Source organism: Pseudomonas sp. P110(2024), from assembly GCF_057480795.1.
Window position 1 is genome coordinate 142,678 of sequence record NZ_JBLIYT010000009.1, and the last position, 18,352, is coordinate 161,029.

13 protein-coding genes are annotated in these 18,352 nt (G+C 63.3%); 2 read left to right on the forward strand and 11 right to left on the reverse strand.

Features of this window, described 5'->3' with window-relative positions; genetic code table 11:
* Window positions 1-263: 263 nt before the first annotated feature.
* On the reverse strand, window positions 264-701 hold the full coding sequence (gene dtd / locus AC25ND_RS16000; RefSeq protein WP_186594655.1) for a D-aminoacyl-tRNA deacylase: 438 nt from the start codon (window positions 699-701) through the stop codon (window positions 264-266).
* Window positions 698-1,669: a prolyl aminopeptidase gene (gene pip, locus AC25ND_RS16005; protein WP_028688386.1), complete on the reverse strand. Its 972-nt coding sequence runs from the start codon at window positions 1,667-1,669 to the stop codon at window positions 698-700. The genes dtd and pip overlap by 4 nt, the downstream gene beginning before the upstream one ends.
* 168 nt (window positions 1,670-1,837) lie before the next feature.
* Here pip and AC25ND_RS16010 point away from each other — a divergent pair, with 168 nt between their 5' ends.
* Window positions 1,838-7,327, forward strand: coding sequence for a dermonecrotic toxin domain-containing protein (locus AC25ND_RS16010; RefSeq protein ID WP_486976431.1), 5,490 nt, complete (start codon window positions 1,838-1,840; stop codon window positions 7,325-7,327).
* A 62-nt stretch (window positions 7,328-7,389) separates the two neighbouring features.
* Here the strand turns inward: AC25ND_RS16010 and hutG are convergent, their stop codons facing one another.
* The 7 genes from hutG to hutC all read right to left on the reverse strand — a co-directional run bounded on the left by hutG (window position 7,390) and on the right by hutC (window position 15,709).
* A complete protein-coding gene (gene hutG / locus AC25ND_RS16015; protein ID WP_028688388.1) occupies window positions 7,390-8,193 on the reverse strand; it encodes an N-formylglutamate deformylase in 804 nt (267 codons plus the stop codon).
* Window positions 8,194-8,203: 10 nt separating this feature from the next.
* Window positions 8,204-9,409 (reverse strand): imidazolonepropionase, encoded by a 1,206-nt coding sequence (gene hutI, locus AC25ND_RS16020; protein WP_069015857.1) that lies wholly within the window; start codon window positions 9,407-9,409, stop codon window positions 8,204-8,206.
* An 18-nt stretch (window positions 9,410-9,427) separates the two neighbouring features.
* Window positions 9,428-10,831, reverse strand: a complete 1,404-nt coding sequence (locus tag AC25ND_RS16025; protein ID WP_186594654.1) for an amino acid permease — start codon at window positions 10,829-10,831, stop codon at window positions 9,428-9,430.
* 149 nt (window positions 10,832-10,980) lie between these two features.
* Complete coding sequence (gene hutH / locus AC25ND_RS16030; RefSeq protein WP_062362629.1) at window positions 10,981-12,513, reverse strand: histidine ammonia-lyase; 1,533 nt, start codon at window positions 12,511-12,513, stop codon at window positions 10,981-10,983.
* Window positions 12,514-12,600: 87 nt separating this feature from the next.
* Window positions 12,601-14,274, reverse strand: coding sequence for a urocanate hydratase (gene hutU, locus AC25ND_RS16035; RefSeq protein ID WP_028688392.1), 1,674 nt, complete (start codon window positions 14,272-14,274; stop codon window positions 12,601-12,603).
* Window positions 14,275-14,429: 155 nt separating this feature from the next.
* Window positions 14,430-15,002 carry a HutD/Ves family protein gene (locus AC25ND_RS16040; protein WP_028688393.1) on the reverse strand — a complete coding sequence of 191 codons (573 nt, stop codon included), beginning with the start codon at window positions 15,000-15,002 and terminating at the stop codon, window positions 14,430-14,432.
* Complete coding sequence (hutC, locus tag AC25ND_RS16045) at window positions 14,999-15,709, reverse strand: histidine utilization transcriptional repressor HutC (protein WP_172402402.1); 711 nt, start codon at window positions 15,707-15,709, stop codon at window positions 14,999-15,001. The genes AC25ND_RS16040 and hutC overlap by 4 nt, the downstream gene beginning before the upstream one ends.
* A gap of 144 nt (window positions 15,710-15,853) precedes the next feature.
* On the opposite strand from hutC, the gene AC25ND_RS16050 reads away from it, so the two are divergent.
* On the forward strand, window positions 15,854-17,218 hold the full coding sequence (locus AC25ND_RS16050) for a formimidoylglutamate deiminase (RefSeq protein ID WP_186594647.1): 1,365 nt from the start codon (window positions 15,854-15,856) through the stop codon (window positions 17,216-17,218).
* A gap of 158 nt (window positions 17,219-17,376) precedes the next feature.
* Here the strand turns inward: AC25ND_RS16050 and AC25ND_RS16055 are convergent, their stop codons facing one another.
* A complete protein-coding gene (locus tag AC25ND_RS16055; RefSeq protein ID WP_062362621.1) occupies window positions 17,377-17,949 on the reverse strand; it encodes a lipocalin family protein in 573 nt (190 codons plus the stop codon).
* Complete coding sequence (bamE, locus tag AC25ND_RS16060) at window positions 17,946-18,200, reverse strand: outer membrane protein assembly factor BamE domain-containing protein (protein WP_028688397.1); 255 nt, start codon at window positions 18,198-18,200, stop codon at window positions 17,946-17,948. The genes AC25ND_RS16055 and bamE overlap by 4 nt, the downstream gene beginning before the upstream one ends.
* Between the last annotated feature and the right edge of the window lie 152 nt (window positions 18,201-18,352).

The window sequence follows — 18,352 nt, forward strand, 5'->3', positions numbered from 1 at the left end:
GAGCAATCCTCGCCGAAAACAGATCATGAAACCAACGGCCAGCGACCAATGCCGGGTTGGCGAGCACTGTTCGGACCCCGTGAGGGCCTAATGATTCCCCAAACGGATCCTGACAATGCTCGAGTCAAAGTGAAACGAACCTGCGAACGCAGGTTCATGCAGCGCGCGATTATCCAGCAGGTCGCGTTACAACGCATCAGGCTGAACAAACTATTTATCGTACAAAACCCCTTGTTTTTCGACAAACAAAGGGTTTTTTGACCTCATATTTGTAACATAAATGTTACCGGGCCATCATTGACCAGATGCACCTGCATGTCGGCACCGAAGCGACCACTGGCCACAACCGGGTGCTGACCCTGTGCCTGGCGCAGCAGATAGTCGAACAGTTCGGCGCCGAGGGCCGGTGGCGCAGCCTTCGAAAAGCTCGGGCGCATGCCGTTGCGGGTGTCGGCGGCCAGGGTGAACTGCGACACCAGCAGCAGGTCACCACCGACATCCTTGAGCGAACGGTTCATCTTGCCCTGTTCGTCGCTGAACACCCGGTAGTTCAGCAGTTTGTGCAACAGCTTGTCGGCATGCTCAGGCGAATCTTCAGGCTCGACCGCCACCAGCGCCAGCAACCCCTGGTCGATGGCGCCGACGATTTCCCCCGCCACCTCAACCCGGGCGCCGCGCACGCGCTGGATCAGCCCCTTCATGCTTCTTCCAGGGGCAGGTCGAGCAGGCGTCGGGCCATCTGGTCGGCGGCGCGCACCAGGGCATCGGTGATGCCGGGCTCGGAGGCGGCGTGGCCGGCGTCGCGGATCACCTTCAGCTCGCTGTTCGGCCAGGCCTGGTGCAGCTCCCAGGCGTTGTCCAGCGGGCAGATCACGTCGTAGCGACCATGCACGATCACCGCCGGCAAGTGGGCGATCTTCGGCATGTCGCGAATCAGTTGGTCCTGCTCGAGGAAGGCGTTGTTGGTGAAGTAGTGGCATTCGATGCGAGCAATCGACAGGGCGCGCTGCGGCTCGGAGAAGCGGTCGACCACCAGCGGGTTCGGACGCAGGGTCGCGGTGCGGCCCTCCCAGGTGGACCAGGCCTTGGCAGCATGCATCTGGGCGATCTGGTCGTTACCGGTCAGGCGCTTGTGGAAGGCCTTGACCAGGTCGCCGCGCTCTTCTGCCGGGATCGGCGCGATGTAGTCCTGCCAATAGTCGGGGAACAGGCGGCTGGCGCCTTCCTGGTAGAACCAGGTGATCTCCTGCGGGCGACACAGGAAGATGCCGCGCAGGATCAGGCCGTGCACGCGATCGGGGTGCTTCTGGGCGTAGGCCAGGGCCAGCGTGGAGCCCCAGGAGCCGCCGAACAGCACCCATTTCTCGATGCCGAGGTGCTCGCGGATGCGCTCCAGGTCCTCGACCAGGTGCCAGGTGGTGTTGTTCTCCAGGCTCGCATGGGGCGTGGAGCGACCGCAGCCGCGCTGGTCGAAGGTGACGATGCGGTACAGGTTGGGGTCGAAGTAGCAACGGCTCTGGGCATCACAGCCCGCGCCCGGACCGCCGTGGATGAACACCACGGGCAGACCTTCCGGCGAGCCGCTCTCATCGACATACAGCACATGCGGCGCTTCCACGGCCAGATCGTGCCGGGCGTAGGGTTTGATCTGCGGGTAGAGGGTCTGCATCGCGCACTCCGTGTGAGGTTTGGTTCGGCCGTGGGCCATCATAAACCTGAATTGCGCTTTGAGCACCGTCCTCTCGGACACCACCGCGAGCCGGGCACATACATTTACCTCCAACACGCCAGCCAACTCATCGATAGTCCCTTGCCCCATACCTAGCAAGGGCCCACCATGCCACCCCCCTCCACAACTTCGTCCAGCGCTCATTACACTGCCATCGAGCGCAAGATCCCCGCCTGGCTCAAGCAAGCCCCGCCAGACACCCATCGCGCCATGCGCAATTGGCAGCAGGCCCCAGCTTGGCTGACCGCAGCAATCCGGCGGCTACCGGAAATTGCCAAAGCGTGGCAGGAGGAACATGCCCGCCACCGTGAACACCAGGCACAGGTGCAGAAACTGTTCGAACAACTACCCGACCTGCAAGCCTACGCCGCCCAGCGACTGACTGAAGCCATCAAGCAGCGGTTCGGGCTCGACCTGGATGTGCACAACACACACTTGGTCGATGCACGCCTGATCGACCCTACCAATACAAGCGACGCGCGCATGGCCGTGAACCAGGCTACACGCTCGTTGCTGCAAAGTGCCCTGCACAACTTTGACCAGTACACCGCTGCCGAACATGGGATGAACGCGCCCAAGGCACTGCTGAAGAAGTCCGTCATCCTCGATCACCGGCGCTTCATGGGCACCGTGCCGATCACCAATGCCGTGGATATCGCCGCCGAAGACTTCGCCGACCTGTGCCGTACGCTGGACATCGGCGGCAAGTATCACCAACTGGTGCATGCGATCTATTACCCTGCGGCCACGACGCAGCTCAGCGCCGATGAAGCCAAGCTGTCCGTTTACCAGACCCTGGGGCAAGCAGAGGTCTCGGCCTTCCGGCAGTCTTTACATTTCGCCCGCCTCAAAGGCGATATCAGCGAACCGCTGTACACCGCAGCCCTTGCCGTCCCGCTTGACCAGCCGCTATCGGCAGCCTCGCAGGTGACGTTCAGCTATCTCTACCTGTGGGAAACGCAGCTGACCGGGATTGTGCTCATGACCTTTCAGGCCAAAGGGCATCAGGCCGTGGCCCTGTACAACCCAGAGGACAGCGCAGAGCCCCTCAAGGAATTTACAACCCTGGAGGCCTTGCAGGCCGACTTGCGCGACCGGCTCCAGGCCAACATCAGCTACCTGGACAAACACATCGCCGACCGTGACAAAGCGTCGACGATATCTCGTCTCAAGGACCGGTTCACGCCCATCACCTGGAGTGCCCGCGGGGTACTTGAGGGTGTCCCTGACCCACATGCCACCCTGTATCCGGTTGCCGAGCCTTTCAGCCACGCGTTCCAAGGCGCCATGGCGTTTCAGAAAGCCCAACGCCATGAAAAAGATGCGTTGTTCAACGCCATCCCGACTGAAATCGTCGACCGGCGCACCGCCCAGGCTCACCGGAAAATGATCGCCGGCCGCGTGCTGACGGCCCTGAACATCGCCGGTTTCTTCGTGCCCGGACTGGGCGAGGTGATACTTGCCGTCTGCGTGACCCAGCTAGCCCATGAGGTATACGAAGGCATCGAGGCCTGGAAAAACGACGAACGCGAAAAAGCCTTCACCTACATGGTCGATGTGATCGAAAACGTGGCGATCATGGCCGTACTGAGCGCGGCAGCCAAAGCGACGAGAACAGAAGTCGGCGAAACAGGCGCCGCGCTGGAAGAGCCCGAGGTAGAACATATTGCTGTGACAACGCCCTCCTTCATCGAGGAACTGGTGGAGGTTGAGCTACCGGATGGCAGTACGCGCTTGTGGAAGAAGGACCTGACTCCCTTTGCACAAGACATCGCGTTTCCCTCACAGGCCAAACCAGATGAGCTCGGGCTGTACCGCCAGGATGGGAAGATCTGGTTACGCCTTGAAGGCAAGGCATTTTCACTCAAATGGAATGTGGAGAGAGGCACCTACAGCATCGAACACCCCAGCAAGGCTGGCGGTTATCAGCCATCGCTACGACATAATGGGGCCGGGGCCTGGTTGCAAGTAACCGATCAGCCACTGAGCTGGTCGGGCGGCGCCCTGTTACGCCGTATCGGTCATTTGAACAACCACTTCGACGAGCCAACGCTACAACGGATACTCGCCGTAAGCGACACCCACGAAGACGTACTGCGCCGGGTCTTGGCCGAGAACCAGCGGCTGCCGGCCTTGCTGGAAGACACGATGCAACGCTTCAAGCTTGACGAAACCATCCGCCAGCTACCTGACGCAAGCACCTGGCCAACGGAGTATTCCAGAGCTTATGCCCGCCTACCGAGCAATCTGGCGCCGGGAGCCGAGACCATACAGCGGGTGTATCCGAACCTGCCGGTCCCCGTAATCGCTGAGCTGGAACGCGGCGCCAGCGCCAGCGAACGGCAAATGCTTGGCAGCGGCAAGATACCCATACGCCTTGGAGAGGAAATCCGCGTCTACCTGCAACACATTCGCCTGGCCCGCGCCTGCGAAGGGCTGTACCTGTCCGGGGTGCCAAACTGGGACAGTGACCGACTGATCCTGCACACGCTTGAGCGACTGCCAGGCTGGCCGGCCGAGACAAAACTGCAAGTGCTGCAGCGCATGTCCTGGCCTGCCCAGTCGCAGAGCATCGGCCCCCAGGACACGCGCCCCTACCAGACCATCACTCATGCCGAGGCAGGCTACATCGTTCACGATAAAAGCCGCCCGAGTGCAGGGCTCACGGCATACGCTGACCTTTACTCAGCGATATATCAAGCGCTGCCAAAGGCCATGACGCAGTTGCGTGTCGCAGATCGGCAAGCATTAAAGCACCTGGTACAGGCCCTCCCCTTGCTGCCCCGCTCGACCTTGAGGACGTTTCTGGGCATGCAACCAGTGCTCCCTGGCTACCGTTCGCCCATGCGCCTGGCCGATGGGCGCCTGGGCTATCCGCTGAGCGGGGGTGGCCCTGCAACACAAGGCATTACCCACCAGCGCCTGATCGACGCTGTCGAAGCAACAGGCCTTGCCACACACACTGGGCTTTCGGCGGATCAGGTACTGTTTTCGCTTGCCAATCGCGGACGTACGCAATTGCAGACGCTCGAACACCTGCAGGTGCTGCTGGAGCAGCGCAATGAATTGCAAAGCAGGCTGGCTGACTGGAGCGAGGCCTTTTCCCCCGTGACAGAGCAAGCTGCACAGGACTACAGCCGCCTGCGCGAGTCAATCATGCAACACTGGTATGACACCGCTCTGGATGAAAGCGGCGAGCACACGGCTGAGCTCCGCATCACGCGGGTTTCCTTGGCCGATGTCCCCCTGACCTTGCCCGATTTCTTCTACCGTCGCATACGCAGCTTGAGCCTGGTCGATCTACCGTCAGGCAGCCTCGCCGGCTGGGCACAGCACGAACGCTTGCTGCAACGCCTGCTCAGGTTGATGCCGCAGATCGAATCACTTGAAATCAGCCGGCCGTACAACCCCAGAGCTACACCGTCCTTATTCCTTCTCGCTGTCCCTTCCATCACCGAGCGCTTGCCCGAGCTGCAAAGACTGGTGCTAACCAACCAGAACATCGCGCTCTCCGAAAACGACCTCAATCAGTTGGCAGCATTGCGCCAGTTGAGGTACCTGAATCTGAGTGGCAACCGCCTGGCCCAGAACAACAGCCCTAGCTTCCATCAGCTGTCTCTGGATTTCCTGGGCCTGGATAATATGCAACTGACGCAGTGGCCTATCGGGATTGGCAGTGATGCCCTGAGACGCATCACCCACCTGTCCCTGCGCAACAACAACCTCAGGTCATTGCCATCGTTCCTGCTCAATGAAGCAGACGCCCTGCCAAGCCCGACGGTGATTGCACTCGAAGACAACCCAATCAATGAAACCCATTTGCAGCGTTTGCTGTTGAACGAGTGGGCCGGGACAGCCGGTATCACCGTGGATGTGTCCGCGGCGCTCACCGACCGGCTTGCACGCATCCGCGATGAGCGCCAGCAGATGCGCGACGCGATCGACGGCTGGGCCCAGGCGTCCAGTTCGCGCAACCCGCTGACACCCGCAGCGTTGGCGGACAGGCAGCGTATCCAGGCAGCGATCGGCCGATTCTGGGAACAGCAGGAACAGGGCCAGCAATACCTTCGCTTGCAATTGGAGGATGTGGCTGTCGAACACTTCCCCAGACGGCTTCCGGCATTTTTTGAAGAACGCGTTCGGGCGCTCTTCCTGACCCGCACCAGCGGCGCCGCTTCAGAGGTCGCTAAACTGCTCAGCCGTTTCCCCAACGTCACCCGGCTGACCATTGATACGCATCAGGCGGCCACTTCTTCTCTGGCGTCTGCCTTGGCACACCTTCCCCAACTCAACTACCTGGAAATGCGCAACATGGGCCTGGAAGTCGATCAAGCGATGCTGGAAGCCTTCGCAGGGCTGGAGCACCTGACCTCGCTGGACCTCTCAGGCAACCGCGTGGGGACCATCAGGCAGGTTCCCGCGCAGCTGTCCAGCAACCTGCAATCACTCGCGCTGACCAACATGGACCTGCAAGCCTGGCCCAGCTGGTGCGACAGTTTGCTGCCGCTGGAGCTGCTGGACTTGAGTTCCAACAGCATCACCCAGTTGCCAGAGCACATCCTCTCGAACCTGGGCAACTCCATGCCTATTTCTTCGATTGCCTTGTTCGACAACCCTTTGCCACTGGAAACCATTCTTCGGGTGCGTGCGCTCTCGGACAGCCAGCACAGTTATTCCTTCGCCCTGGATATCCCGGACAACCTGATGCTTGACGACTCATCGAGCGAAGGCTCACTGGATCACCCTCACTTCCCGCTACTGGGCGACGATAAACCCAGGCTTGAAGAGTGGATGCTTGGCAACGATGCGCAGAACGAGGCCTTGCGCGACTGCTGGGACATGCTCGAAGGCAGCGACCTGCTGCGCCTGGCAGGCCGTTTGCGCAATGCTGCGCCCTACGTCGACCCGAACACACAAGCCAGCTTCTGCGAGCGCGTGCGCATGATGCTGGTGGTAGCCGCAAGCAACCAGGATGAGCGCCCGCTCATGGAAAATATTGCCGCAGCCGCATTGCCCGACCCTGAAACAGGCTCGCAGACTTGCCACGATGGCGCATTGCAGGAGTTCAACAATATCGAGTTGTACCTGATGGGGCAGCGCCTGATCATCGAGGCTGGCGATACCTTGCAAACGTTACGCCGGCGTCTATTGCAGCTGTTCAGGGTCGAACAGCTGGAGAAACTGGCCAGCCAGCGATCCGGCCCGGGTGACCGGGTTTCGGTGCGACTGGCCTACCGGCGGGAGCTGGCCAAGGAACTTGACCTTCCACTTGCCGACAGCATGCGTTTTCGAAGTGCCGCGAATCTGGCGCCTAATGAATTGTCGCAAGTGCTGGAAAACGTTCGCAAAAGTGAACTGAGCGATGCTCTGGTCGACTATATGTTGGCAAATACGGACTGGGTTGCACGCCTGCGAGCCGAACATGCCGACCGCTTCGCTGAAATTGAAACCCGTTTCCGCCAGCAGGTGCTTGAGCTGGCCAACAAGGATCATTCGCTTGGGGAGGAGCTAAGCCTGCAACAGAGATTGCAAAATGATAGGGATCTGGAGGAGCAGGAGCTGTTGCGTGAGCTCACAATAGCGCAGATCAACAACTGATTAACTGCTTGAACTGGCGACGCACATGGCCCGCGGCGCGTCGCCAACTTCACAGGAAAACTTCAGCGCCTGTACCGTTCATTGCCCCAATCCAGAAGGGCCTGCAAAAGCTGCGTCAATACCTTCTGCGTCGGTTGGGCCAGGTCTTCGCGGTAGGCAAATGGCTCGGTTTCATTCATGTAGTTGCACTGCGCCAGCTCCAACTGCACGGCATGAATATCGTTACCCGGGTCGCCGTAATGCCGGGTAATGTGCCCGCCCTTGAAACGGCCATTGAGGACATGGCTGTAGCCTTTGGCTTGGGCACATGCAGTCTGCAACCGCTCGGCCAGCTCCGGGTGGCAACTGGCACCATTGAAAGTACCCAGGTTGAAGTCCGGCAACTTGCCATCGAACAGGTGGGGTATATGTGAACGGATCGAGTGGGCATCCCAGAGCAGTGCATAACCGAACTCGGCACGCAGACGGTCCAGCTCGCGACGTATCGTGTCGTGGTAGGGGCGCCAGATCTCTTCCAGGTACGTTGCCCGCTCCTCAACGGAGGGCACCTGGCCTTCCCTGAACAATGGCTTGCCGTCGAACAATGTCGCCGGATACAGGCCGGTGGTGGCGCCGGCGTACAGCGGCTTGTCGTCATCCGGGCGGTTCAGGTCGATGACGAAACGCGAATATTCGGCCGCCACCACACTGGCGCCCAGGTCACGGGCGAAGTCGTACAGGCGTGGAATGTGCCAGTCGGTGTCTGGCAGGCTGCGTGCCTGGTCAACCAGGCCTTCACGCACGGCCGGCGTCAGACCCAGCCCGGCGTGGGGCATGCTGATCAGCAGGGGCAGGCGGCCCTGGTGGAAACTCAATACCTTGTCCATGTAGCCTCGCTCAATTGGATATCTCATGGCCCAGGCGCACCACACGCTTGGGCAGGTCGCCGCCGAGCCAGTAGCTGAGGTCGGCCGGGCGTTCGATCTGCCAGGCGATGAAGTCCGCCACCTTGCCCACTTCCAGCGAGCCGTGGCTGTCGCCCAGCCCCAGCGCCGTGGCGGCGTGAACGGTGACGCCGGCCAGCGCTTCTTCCGGGGTCATGCGGAAACAGGTGCAACCCATGTTCAGCATCAGGCGCAGCGACAGCCCCGGTGAAGTCCCGGGATTGAGGTCGCTGGCCAGGGCGATCTTCACGCCGTGCCGGCGCAGGGCGTCCATCGGTGGCAGCTGGGTTTCGCGCAGGAAGTAGAACGCCCCAGGCAACAGCACGGCAACGGTACCGGCCTCGGCCATGGCGATGGCGTCTTCCTCGGTCATGAACTCCAGGTGGTCGGCCGACAGCGCCTGGTAGCGCGCCGCCAGGCTCGAGCCGTGCAGCGAAGACAGCTGCTCGGCGTGCAGCTTGACCGGCAGCCCCAACTCGCGCGCCTTGATGAACAGGCGCTCGACCTGAGCCGGGGAGAACGCCAGGTGCTCGCAGAAAGCGTCCACCGCGTCCACCAGCCCCTCGGCAGCCAGCGCCGGGAGCATCTGCTCGCAGATATGATCGATGTAATCATCTGCCTTGCCCGCGTATTCCGGCGGCAGGGCGTGGGCAGCCAGGCAGGTGCTGCGTACAGTCACCGGCAGCTCCTCGCCCAGGCGCCGGGCGACGCGCAGCATCTTGCGTTCGTTCTCGAGGTCCAGGCCATAGCCGGACTTGATCTCGATCGTGGTCACGCCGTCGCGCATCAGCGCCTGGACCCGCTGGCGGGCACTGGCCAGCAGCTCGTCCTCGCTGGCGGCGCGGGTGGCCCGCACGGTGCTGGCGATACCGCCGCCCTGGGCAGCGATCTCGGCATAGCTCACGCCCTGCAGGCGCTGCTCGAATTCGCCGCTGCGGTTGCCGCCAAATACCGCGTGGGTATGGCAGTCGATCAGCCCGGGGGTGAGCCAGGCGCCGCCCAGGTCGACGACGCGGTCGGCCGCGACCGAAGGCACGTCAGCGCGGGGGCCGATCCACTCGATCAGGCCAGCGCTGGTGACGATCGCCGCGTCCTCGATGACCGCGTAGCGACCATCGGTCATGGTCGCGGCGTGGCAGTGCTGCCAGAGGGTTCTCATCAGGATCTCCTTTCTAATTCAGCGATGCAGCTCGGCAGGCTCCCGGGCCGGCTCGCCACCACCGGCGCGCGGCTTGCACCACAGCAGGTAGGACGCCACCAGGAACACCACCCAGATCACGCCGACGATCAACGCCGCCTGGGTGTCAGGGAAGTAGCCGAGCACACCGAAGATGAACACCATGAAGGCAATGGCCAGGGCCGGGCCATAGGGCCAGAACGGTACCGGGAACTTGAGCTGGGCGACCTCCTCGCGGCTCATGCTGCGACGCATGGCAACCTGGGTGACCAGGATCATCAGCCACACCCATACCGTGGCAAAGGTGGCGATCGAGGCGATCAGCAGGAACACGTTTTCCGGGATCAGGTAGTTGAGCAGCACGCCGATCAGCAGCGCCGCGCCCATCACCACCACGGTCATCCACGGTACGCCGTGTTTCGACAGTTTGCCGAAGCCACGCGGCGCCTGGCCGTGCTGGGCCAGGCCATACATCATGCGCCCGGCGCCGAAGATGTCGCTGTTGATTGCCGAGATCGCCGCCGAGATCACCACGATATTGAGCACGGCCGCGGCCGAGCCGATCCCAAGGTTGCTGAAGATCTGCACGAACGGGCTGCCCTGGCTGCCGATCTGCGGCCACGGGTACAGGCACATCAGCACGAACAGGGTGAGCACATAGAACAGCAGGATGCGCAGCGGCACGGCGTTGATCGCCTTGGGGATGACCCGCTGAGGATCTTTCGCCTCGCCGGCGGTGACGCCGATGATCTCAATGCCGCCGAAGGCGAACATCACCACCGCGAACGAGGCGATCAGGCCACTGACGCCATTGGGCATGAAGCCGCCATGGTCGAACAGATTGCTCACCCCGACCGCGTGCCCGGTGCCCACCTGGCTGAAGCCAAAGGCCATGATGCCCAGGCCCGCGAGGATCATCGCGACGATGGCGCCGACCTTGAGCAGCGACAGCCAGAACTCCATCTCGCCGAAGACCCGCACGTTGCACAGGTTCAGGCCGCCAATCAGGAAGACGATACCCAGCACCCAGATCCAGCGGGCGACCTCGGGGAACCAGAAGCCCATGTAGATACCGAAGGCGGTGACATCGGCGATGGCGACGATGACCATCTCGAAGGCGTAGGTCCAGCCCAGGATGAAGCCGGCCATCGGGCCGAGGTAGGTGCTGGCGTAGTGGCCGAAAGAGCCGGCCACCGGGTTGTGCACGGCCATCTCGCCGAGGGCGCGCATGACCATGAACACGGCAGCGCCGCCGATCAGGTAGGCCAGCAGCACGGCCGGGCCGGCCATCTGGATGGCCGAGGCCGAACCGTAGAAAAGCCCGGTACCGATTGCCGAACCGAGCGCCATGAAACGGATATGCCGGGCCGACAGCCCGCGCTTGAGACCTTGAGCTTGTTGCATGTCACGTCCTTATTGTTGTTCTGGTCGTGAGAATGAGGGGGCTGCTACGCAGCCCATCGCCGGCAAGCCGGCTCCCACAGGGCGCATGCGGCACACCTGCGTGGGAGCCGGCTTGCCGGCGAAAGGGCCGCACAGCGGCCCCAGCGGCATTACAGGCTAGGCAGGACCCCAGCCGGCAGCAGGCCGGTCAAGGTACCTTTGGCCAGCAGCTCGGACGCCACTTCGATATCCGGCGCGAAGAAACGGTCACGGTCATAGTGCGGCACGTCCTTGCGCAGCGCCTGGCGCGCTTGTTCGAGCTTGACCGAGGTCTTTAGCCCCTTGCGCAGGTCCAAGCCCTGGCAGGCGCCCAGCCATTCGATGGCCAGCACGCCACGGGTGTTCTCGGCCATTTCCCACAAACGCTTGCCGGCGGCCGGGGCCATCGACACGTGGTCTTCCTGGTTGGCCGAAGTCGGCAGGCTGTCGACGCTGTGCGGGTGCGACAGCGCCTTGTTCTCGCTGGCCAGCGCGGCGGCGGTGACCTGGGCGATCATGAAGCCGGAGTTGACCCCGCCGTTTTCCACCAGGAACGGCGGCAGCTGGGACATGTGCTTGTCCATCATCAGCGAGATGCGCCGCTCGCTCAGCGAACCGATCTCGGCAATGGCCAGGGCAATATTGTCGGCGGCCATGGCCACGGGCTCGGCGTGGAAGTTGCCACCGGAGATCACGTCACCTTCGGCGGCGAACACCAGCGGGTTGTCCGATACGGCGTTGGCTTCGATGCCCAAGACTTCGGCGGCCTGGCGGATCTGGGTCAGGCAGGCGCCCATGACCTGTGGTTGGCAGCGCAGGGAGTACGGGTCCTGGACCTTGTCGCAGTTCTTGTGCGACAGCGACACTTCACTGGAGTCGCCCAGCAGATCGCGGAAGCAGGCGGCGGTGTCGATCTGGCCACGTTGGCCACGCACGGCATGGATGCGCGCATCGAACGGCGAACGCGAGCCCAGTGCCGCTTCCACGGTCAGGCCGCCACAGGCGATGGCCGCAGCATAAAGGTCTTCGGCCTGGAACAGGCCGCGCAGGGCGTAGGCGGTGGACGCCTGGGTACCATTGAGCAAGGCCAGGCCTTCCTTCGCGGCCAGGGTAAGCGGCTCGAGGCCGGCAACGGCCAGGGCTTCGGTGGCAGACAGCCACTGCCCTTTGTAGCGCGCCTTGCCCTCGCCCAGCAGCACCAGCGACATGTGCGCCAGCGGGGCCAAGTCGCCGGAAGCGCCGACCGAGCCCTTGAGCGGAATGTGTGGATAGACTTCTGCGTTGACCAGGGCGATCAGCGCGTCGATGACTTTACGGCGAATGCCGGAGAAGCCACGGCTGAGGCTGTTGATCTTCAGCACCATGATCAGCCGCACCAGGTCGTCGTCCAGCGGCGCGCCGATCCCGGCGGCGTGGGACAGCACCAGCGAGCGCTGCAAGTTCTCCAGGTCGTGGCTGGCGATGCGGGTCGAGGCCAGCAGGCCAAAACCGGTGTTGATGCCGTAGGCGGTGCGGTCTTCGGCGATGATCTGCTCGACGCAGGCGACACTGGCGTCGATGGCCGGTGCGGCGCTGGCGTCCAGCTGCAGGCGCACGGGGGCGGCGTGGATGGCGCGCAGTTGGGCCAGGGTCAGGGTGCCGGGCTTGAGGGTCAATTCGGTCACTTCGCTACTCCAATCGCTTGGGGCCACGCAGGGCCCCTTCTTGTTGTTCAGTATCACCCGTACAGGGTGCGATCCAAAGCGCGGCGATCAGCCGGTGATCATCGGCAGGTCCAGGCCCTGCTCCTTGGCGCAGTCGATGGCGATCTGGTAGCCGGCATCGGCGTGGCGCATGACGCCGGTCCCCGGGTCGTTGGTCAGCACGCGGGCGATACGCTCGGCGGCTTCATCGGTACCGTCGCAGACGATGACCATGCCCGAGTGCTGGGAGAAGCCCATGCCCACGCCACCGCCGTGGTGCAGCGAAACCCAAGTGGCGCCGCCCGCGGTGTTGAGCAGGGCGTTGAGCAGCGGCCAGTCGGAGACCGCGTCGGAGCCGTCGCGCATGGCTTCGGTCTCGCGGTTGGGGCTGGACACCGAGCCCGAGTCCAGGTGGTCACGGCCGATGACGACTGGCGCCGACAGCTCGCCGCTGCGCACCATTTCGTTGAACGCCAGGCCAAGCTTGGCGCGCAGGCCCAGGCCGACCCAGCAGATACGTGCCGGCAGGCCCTGGAAGCTGATGCGCTCGCGGGCCATGTCCAGCCAGCGGTGCAGGTGGGCGTCGTCCGGGATCAGTTCCTTGACCTTGGCGTCGGTCTTGTAGATGTCCTCGGCGTCGCCGGACAGCGCGGCCCAGCGGAACGGGCCGACGCCGCGGCAGAACAGTGGGCGGATGTAGGCCGGAACGAAGCCCGGGAAATCGAAGGCGTTGGCCACGCCCTCTTCCTTGGCCATCTGACGAATATTGTTGCCGTAGTCGAAGGTCGGGATGCCTTGCTTCTGGAAGTCGAGCATGGCCTTGACGTGGACGGCCATCGATTGCTTGGCGGCCTTGACCACCGCAGCCGGGTCGGTCTGCGCGCGGTCGCGGTATTGCTCCCAGGTCCAGCCGGCTGGCAGGTAGCCGTTGAGCGGGTCATGGGCGCTGGTCTGGTCGGTGACCATGTCCGGGCGCACGCCACGCTTGACCAGCTCCGGCAGGATTTCGGCGGCGTTGCCGTGCAGGGCGATGGAGATGGCCTTGCCTTCGGCGGTGTACTTGGCGATGCGCGCCAGGGCGTCATCGAGGTCCTTGGCTTGCTCATCGACGTAGCGGGTTTCCAGGCGGAAATCGATGCGGCTCTGCTGGCACTCGATGTTCAGCGAGCAGGCACCGGCCAGGGTGGCGGCCAGTGGCTGGGCACCGCCCATGCCACCGAGGCCGGCGGTCAGTACCCACTTGCCTTTCAGGCTGCCGTTGTAGTGCTGGCGGCCGGCTTCGACGAAGGTTTCGTAGGTACCCTGGACGATGCCCTGGCTGCCGATGTAGATCCAGCTGCCGGCGGTCATCTGGCCGTACATGGCCAGGCCCTTGGCATCCAGCTCGTTGAAGTGTTCCCAGTTGGCCCAGTGCGGCACCAGGTTGGAGTTGGCGATCAGCACGCGTGGGGCGTTGCTGTGGGTCTTGAACACGCCGACCGGCTTGCCCGACTGCACCAGCAGGGTTTCGTCGTCTTCCAGACGGGTCAGGGTCTCGACGATCTTGTCGTAGCACTCCCAGTTGCGCGCGGCGCGGCCGATGCCGCCGTACACCACCAGCTCTTTCGGGTTTTCGGCGACCTGCGGGTCGAGGTTGTTCATCAGCATGCGCAGCGGGGCTTCGGTCAGCCAGCTCTTGGCGGTCAGCTTGTTGCCACGCGGGGCACGGATTTCTACGTCACGGTATTTGTTGTTGTCAGTCACGGGAGAGGTCCTCTGCGGTCGTCCGCGGGCGGGTATGTCGTGCTCAATATACAAACACACCTTTACTTGTATGTACAAGCATGGACAACCAAAAAAATCAGACCTATCCGCTGAGCGGCTGAAATAACTGGGGCCGCTTTGCGGCCCCAGTTATTTCAACGCGAAGTGAGTTCGATCAGGCAGAATCGCCCCTGCATATCCATTTCCAGCAACCCCTCGTTGCCATCGATCCGCAGGCAGTCATACCGCCCAAGCTGCTGCGTCTCTTCCCCAGCCAACCTCACCTCGACATGAGTGCCGGCGGCAAACAGCAACAGCGTCGACGCCGAACTGAACACGCGGTTGCCGCCATCGAACCACTGCAACCGAGCCCGATACCGCTGCGGCGCGTAGATCAGATTGAAATCTCGAATCGCCCCGCCCAGCAGCTTGCAACTGACCTGGCTCTCGCCACTGAAGGCAAACGCATCGAACGGCAGCAGCGGCCGGCTGGCCTGGCCATCGACCAGCAACCGCATGCCGTCGCCTTGCAACACGGTGATGATCCGCTGGTACCCGGCAAAGCTGGAAAAGCCACCGGACTCCTCGATATCGGCAATCGACAAGCGCCAGCCAAAACCGTCCAGGCTGTCGCCGGCATCGCGGGTGATCTCTTCGGTGAAGCCACCACCGTTCTTCCAAGGCATGCGCGGATAATCCCGGGCGCGCAACAACTGCAACTGAGTCATTTGCTGAATCGTCCTTCAAGGCGATGGCGGGAACCGGGGTGGATCAGGCGCGCGGCGGTCACCGGCTGGCGCCCCGACCAGGTGCGGCGGCGGATCAGCAGGCAAGGTTCGCCCCGCTCGATCTGCAACAGCGTGCATTCTTCAGGCTCGGCGAGGATGGCCTCGACCACGTGCTCGCCTTCGGTAAGCGGCGCGACCTGCGATAGATAGGCGTAAGGCGTCTGCAGGGTGAAATCCTGCTTGAGGTAATCCGGAGCGATGGCCGCGTTGACGTAGCGGTCCTCGATCTGCACCGGCACGCCGTTCTCGTAATGCACGATCAGCGAATGGAACACCCGCTGGCCTTCGCGCATGTCCAGGGCCAGGGCGCGCTCGGAACCGGCGGCCTCCTCGGCCAGGGTAATCACCTGGCAGCTATGCTGGTGGCCACGGCCGGCGATCTCGTCGGCGATGTTGTTGACCTCGAACAGTGCCGAGCGGCTCTTGGGCTCGGCGACGAAAGTGCCGACGCCCTGCATGCGCACCAGCAGGCCTTCGGCGGTCAGTTCGCGCAGGGCGCGGTTGATGGTCATGCGGCTGAAGCCCAGCTCGCTGACCAGTTCGCTCTCGGAAGGCACCCGGTGATGAGGCGGCCAGCTGCCGCTCTCGATCTGCTGGATGATCATCTGTTTCACCCGGGCGTAGAGCGGCGCCGGCCCTTCGCCCATCTGGGCAACCAGCGCGGAGACAGGAGGTGTCGGCACGGCGTTGAATCCTTGTGCGGTTGGAGTGAACGGTAGCTTGCCGGAGTTTACCCGGCAGGCAAACGGCTGTATATGTATATACAAGTTAACAATAACAGGATTTCACCGATGTCCGCCTACTTCGCCGAACGCGCCCTGCTGCCCTCGGGCTGGGCCCGCAATGTCCGCCTGGAGGTCGCCGCCGACGGCCGACTGGCCTCGATCGAGGCCGATGCCAGCGCCGATGGCGCCGAGCGCCTGGCCGGGCCGTTGCTACCGGGCATGCCCAACCTGCACTCGCACGCGTTCCAGCGGGCCATGGCAGGGCTGGCGGAAGTGGCCGGCAATCCCAACGACAGCTTCTGGACCTGGCGCGAGCTGATGTACCGCCTGGTCGGCCGGATCACCCCGGAGCAGTTGCAGGTGATCGCCCGCCAGCTGTACATCGAGATGCTCAAGGCCGGCTACACCTCGGTGGCCGAGTTCCATTACGTGCACCATGACCAGAATGGCCAGGCCTATGCCGACCCTGCCGAGCTGTCGCGCCGCATCAGCGCCGCCGCCAGCGCCAGCGGTATCGGCCTGACCTTGCTACCGGTGCTGTACAGCCATTCCGGCTTCGGTGGCCAGGCGCCCAACGACGGTCAGCGACGTTTCATCAATTCCACCGAGCAGTACCTGCGCCTGCAGCAGCAGCTTGCACCCTTGCTGGCGCAACAACCGGCGCAAGCACTGGGGCTGTGCTTCCATTCCCTGCGCGCGGTGACGCCGGGCCAGATCGCCGATGTGCTGGGCGCCAGCAATGCGGCCTGCCCTATTCATATCCACATTGCCGAGCAGCAGAAGGAAGTCGATGACTGCCTGGCCTGGAGTGGCCGCCGTCCGCTGCAGTGGCTATACGAGCATGTCGAGGTGGATCAGCGCTGGTGCCTGGTACACGCCACCCACGCCGAAGCCGACGAAGTCGCCGCCATGGCCCGCAGCGGCGCGGTGGCCGGGCTCTGCTTGACCACCGAGGCGAACCTGGGCGATGGAATCTTCCCGGCGGTGGACTACCTGGCCCAGGGCGGACGCATGGGCATCGGCTCGGACAGCCATGTGTCGCTCAGCGTGGTCGAGGAGTTGCGCTGGTTGGAGTATGGCCAGCGCCTGCGCGACCAGCGCCGCAACCGGCTGTATCGCGCCGACCAGCCAATGGTGGGCCGCACGCTCTACGATGCCGCGCTGATGGGCGGTGCCCAGGCGCTGGGGCAGCCGATCGGCGAACTCGCCGTGGGCAAGCGCGCGGACTGGCTGGTGCTCGATGGGCAGGATCCATACCTGGCCGTGGCCGAAGGCGATGCGATCCTGAACCGCTGGCTGTTCGCCGGCGGCGACCGCCAGGTGCGCGATGTGATGGTCAACGGGCAGTGGGTGGTGCGCCAGGGGCGTCATGGGCAGGAAGAGGAAAGCGCGGTGGCGTTTGCGGCAGTCCTGCGCCAGCTTCTAGCCTGAACGCCGGCTCTGAGCGGCCTTGCCGAGGCGTCGGACCGGTCGGAAAGGGCCGCATAGCGGACCCGGCGATATGTGCATTGACACTGAAATCCTGGGGGCGCTTCGCACCCCTATCACGACACAAGGCCGCTCCTGCAGGGACCGCGTCAGTCTGCTGCTCAATGCCGGACGACAATCTGCTTGTCAGGCGTGCGCCAGATCAACCGATTGGTGTCATACCCCTGCTGCCTCGCCTTGGCCAACAGGTTCTCGCGCTCCCAGGCCGGCAGCGAAGGCGTACGTGAAAGAATCCACAGGTACTTGCGATCCGGGCTGCCGACAATCGCCGTGCGGTAGCGTTCGTCTACGAACAGAATCCAGTAATCACCCTTGGCCACGCCGGGCACCAGCCGGGTGAACCAATTGTCGAACTCCACCCACAGCTTGTCGGTGTGCCCGGCCTCCTGCGGCGTGGCATGGCCTTCGGCGCGCAGCCACTCATCGCCCAGGGTGCGGCAGCGGTTGAGCACGCCGACCGTGCCGTCGGGCTTGAGGTTGTAGTGGGCTTCGGATTGGGCGCAGCCATCTTGGTACTTCATCGGCAGACGCGCCAGTTCGAACCATTTGCCCTGGTAACGCTTGAGGTCGACCGCACCTGCGGTCTTCGGCGCCAGCGGGTCGGTGGCCGAGGTGGCGCAGCCACCGAGCAGCATCACCAGGCACACGCCCAGCAGCAGGTGCAGACGCCTCATTTGAGGCCCTGCCCGGAATACATCAGGACCTTGTCCGCCGCGTACTGCACGCTGATGAAGCTCTTCTCGTCACCCCAGGTGCAACTGCTCATGCCCAGCGCGCCGGAGCACTCCTTGGGCGAACCGAGCAGTTGCTCGACCTCAGCCTTGTTCATGCCGGCCTTGAGCTTGGAATAGTTTTCCTGGTTGATCTTGCTGCAGGCGGTCAGGACGACGCACAAGGACAACAGGGCGAGGGAACGCAACGACATGAAGGGACACTCCTGGAGGTGGATACGCAGGTACGAGGGCCTGCAGGGAGCTTAGAAGGGAAAAAGGCTCCGTGGTTCCCTGGCAGGCCAGGTTTCGTTGTGCGCCGTTGGTCGCCTGGCGCGCAAACGATTAATGTTTTATTCCTGCGCGT

Coding starts and splice junctions, on each gene's coding strand:
- hutG (WP_028688388.1), bottom strand. CDS start 8,193: ATGGACAAGGTATTGAGTTTCCACCAGGGCCGCCTGCCCCTGCTGATC.
- pip (WP_028688386.1), bottom strand. CDS start 1,669: ATGCAGACCCTCTACCCGCAGATCAAACCCTACGCCCGGCACGATCTG.
- AC25ND_RS16010 (WP_486976431.1), top strand. CDS start 1,838: ATGCCACCCCCCTCCACAACTTCGTCCAGCGCTCATTACACTGCCATC.
- hutI (WP_069015857.1), bottom strand. CDS start 9,409: ATGAGAACCCTCTGGCAGCACTGCCACGCCGCGACCATGACCGATGGT.
- AC25ND_RS16055 (WP_062362621.1), bottom strand. CDS start 17,949: ATGAGGCGTCTGCACCTGCTGCTGGGCGTGTGCCTGGTGATGCTGCTC.
- AC25ND_RS16025 (WP_186594654.1), bottom strand. CDS start 10,831: ATGCAACAAGCTCAAGGTCTCAAGCGCGGGCTGTCGGCCCGGCATATC.
- AC25ND_RS16050 (WP_186594647.1), top strand. CDS start 15,854: ATGTCCGCCTACTTCGCCGAACGCGCCCTGCTGCCCTCGGGCTGGGCC.
- dtd (WP_186594655.1), bottom strand. CDS start 701: ATGAAGGGGCTGATCCAGCGCGTGCGCGGCGCCCGGGTTGAGGTGGCG.
- bamE (WP_028688397.1), bottom strand. CDS start 18,200: ATGTCGTTGCGTTCCCTCGCCCTGTTGTCCTTGTGCGTCGTCCTGACC.
- AC25ND_RS16040 (WP_028688393.1), bottom strand. CDS start 15,002: ATGACTCAGTTGCAGTTGTTGCGCGCCCGGGATTATCCGCGCATGCCT.
- hutC (WP_172402402.1), bottom strand. CDS start 15,709: ATGGGCGAAGGGCCGGCGCCGCTCTACGCCCGGGTGAAACAGATGATC.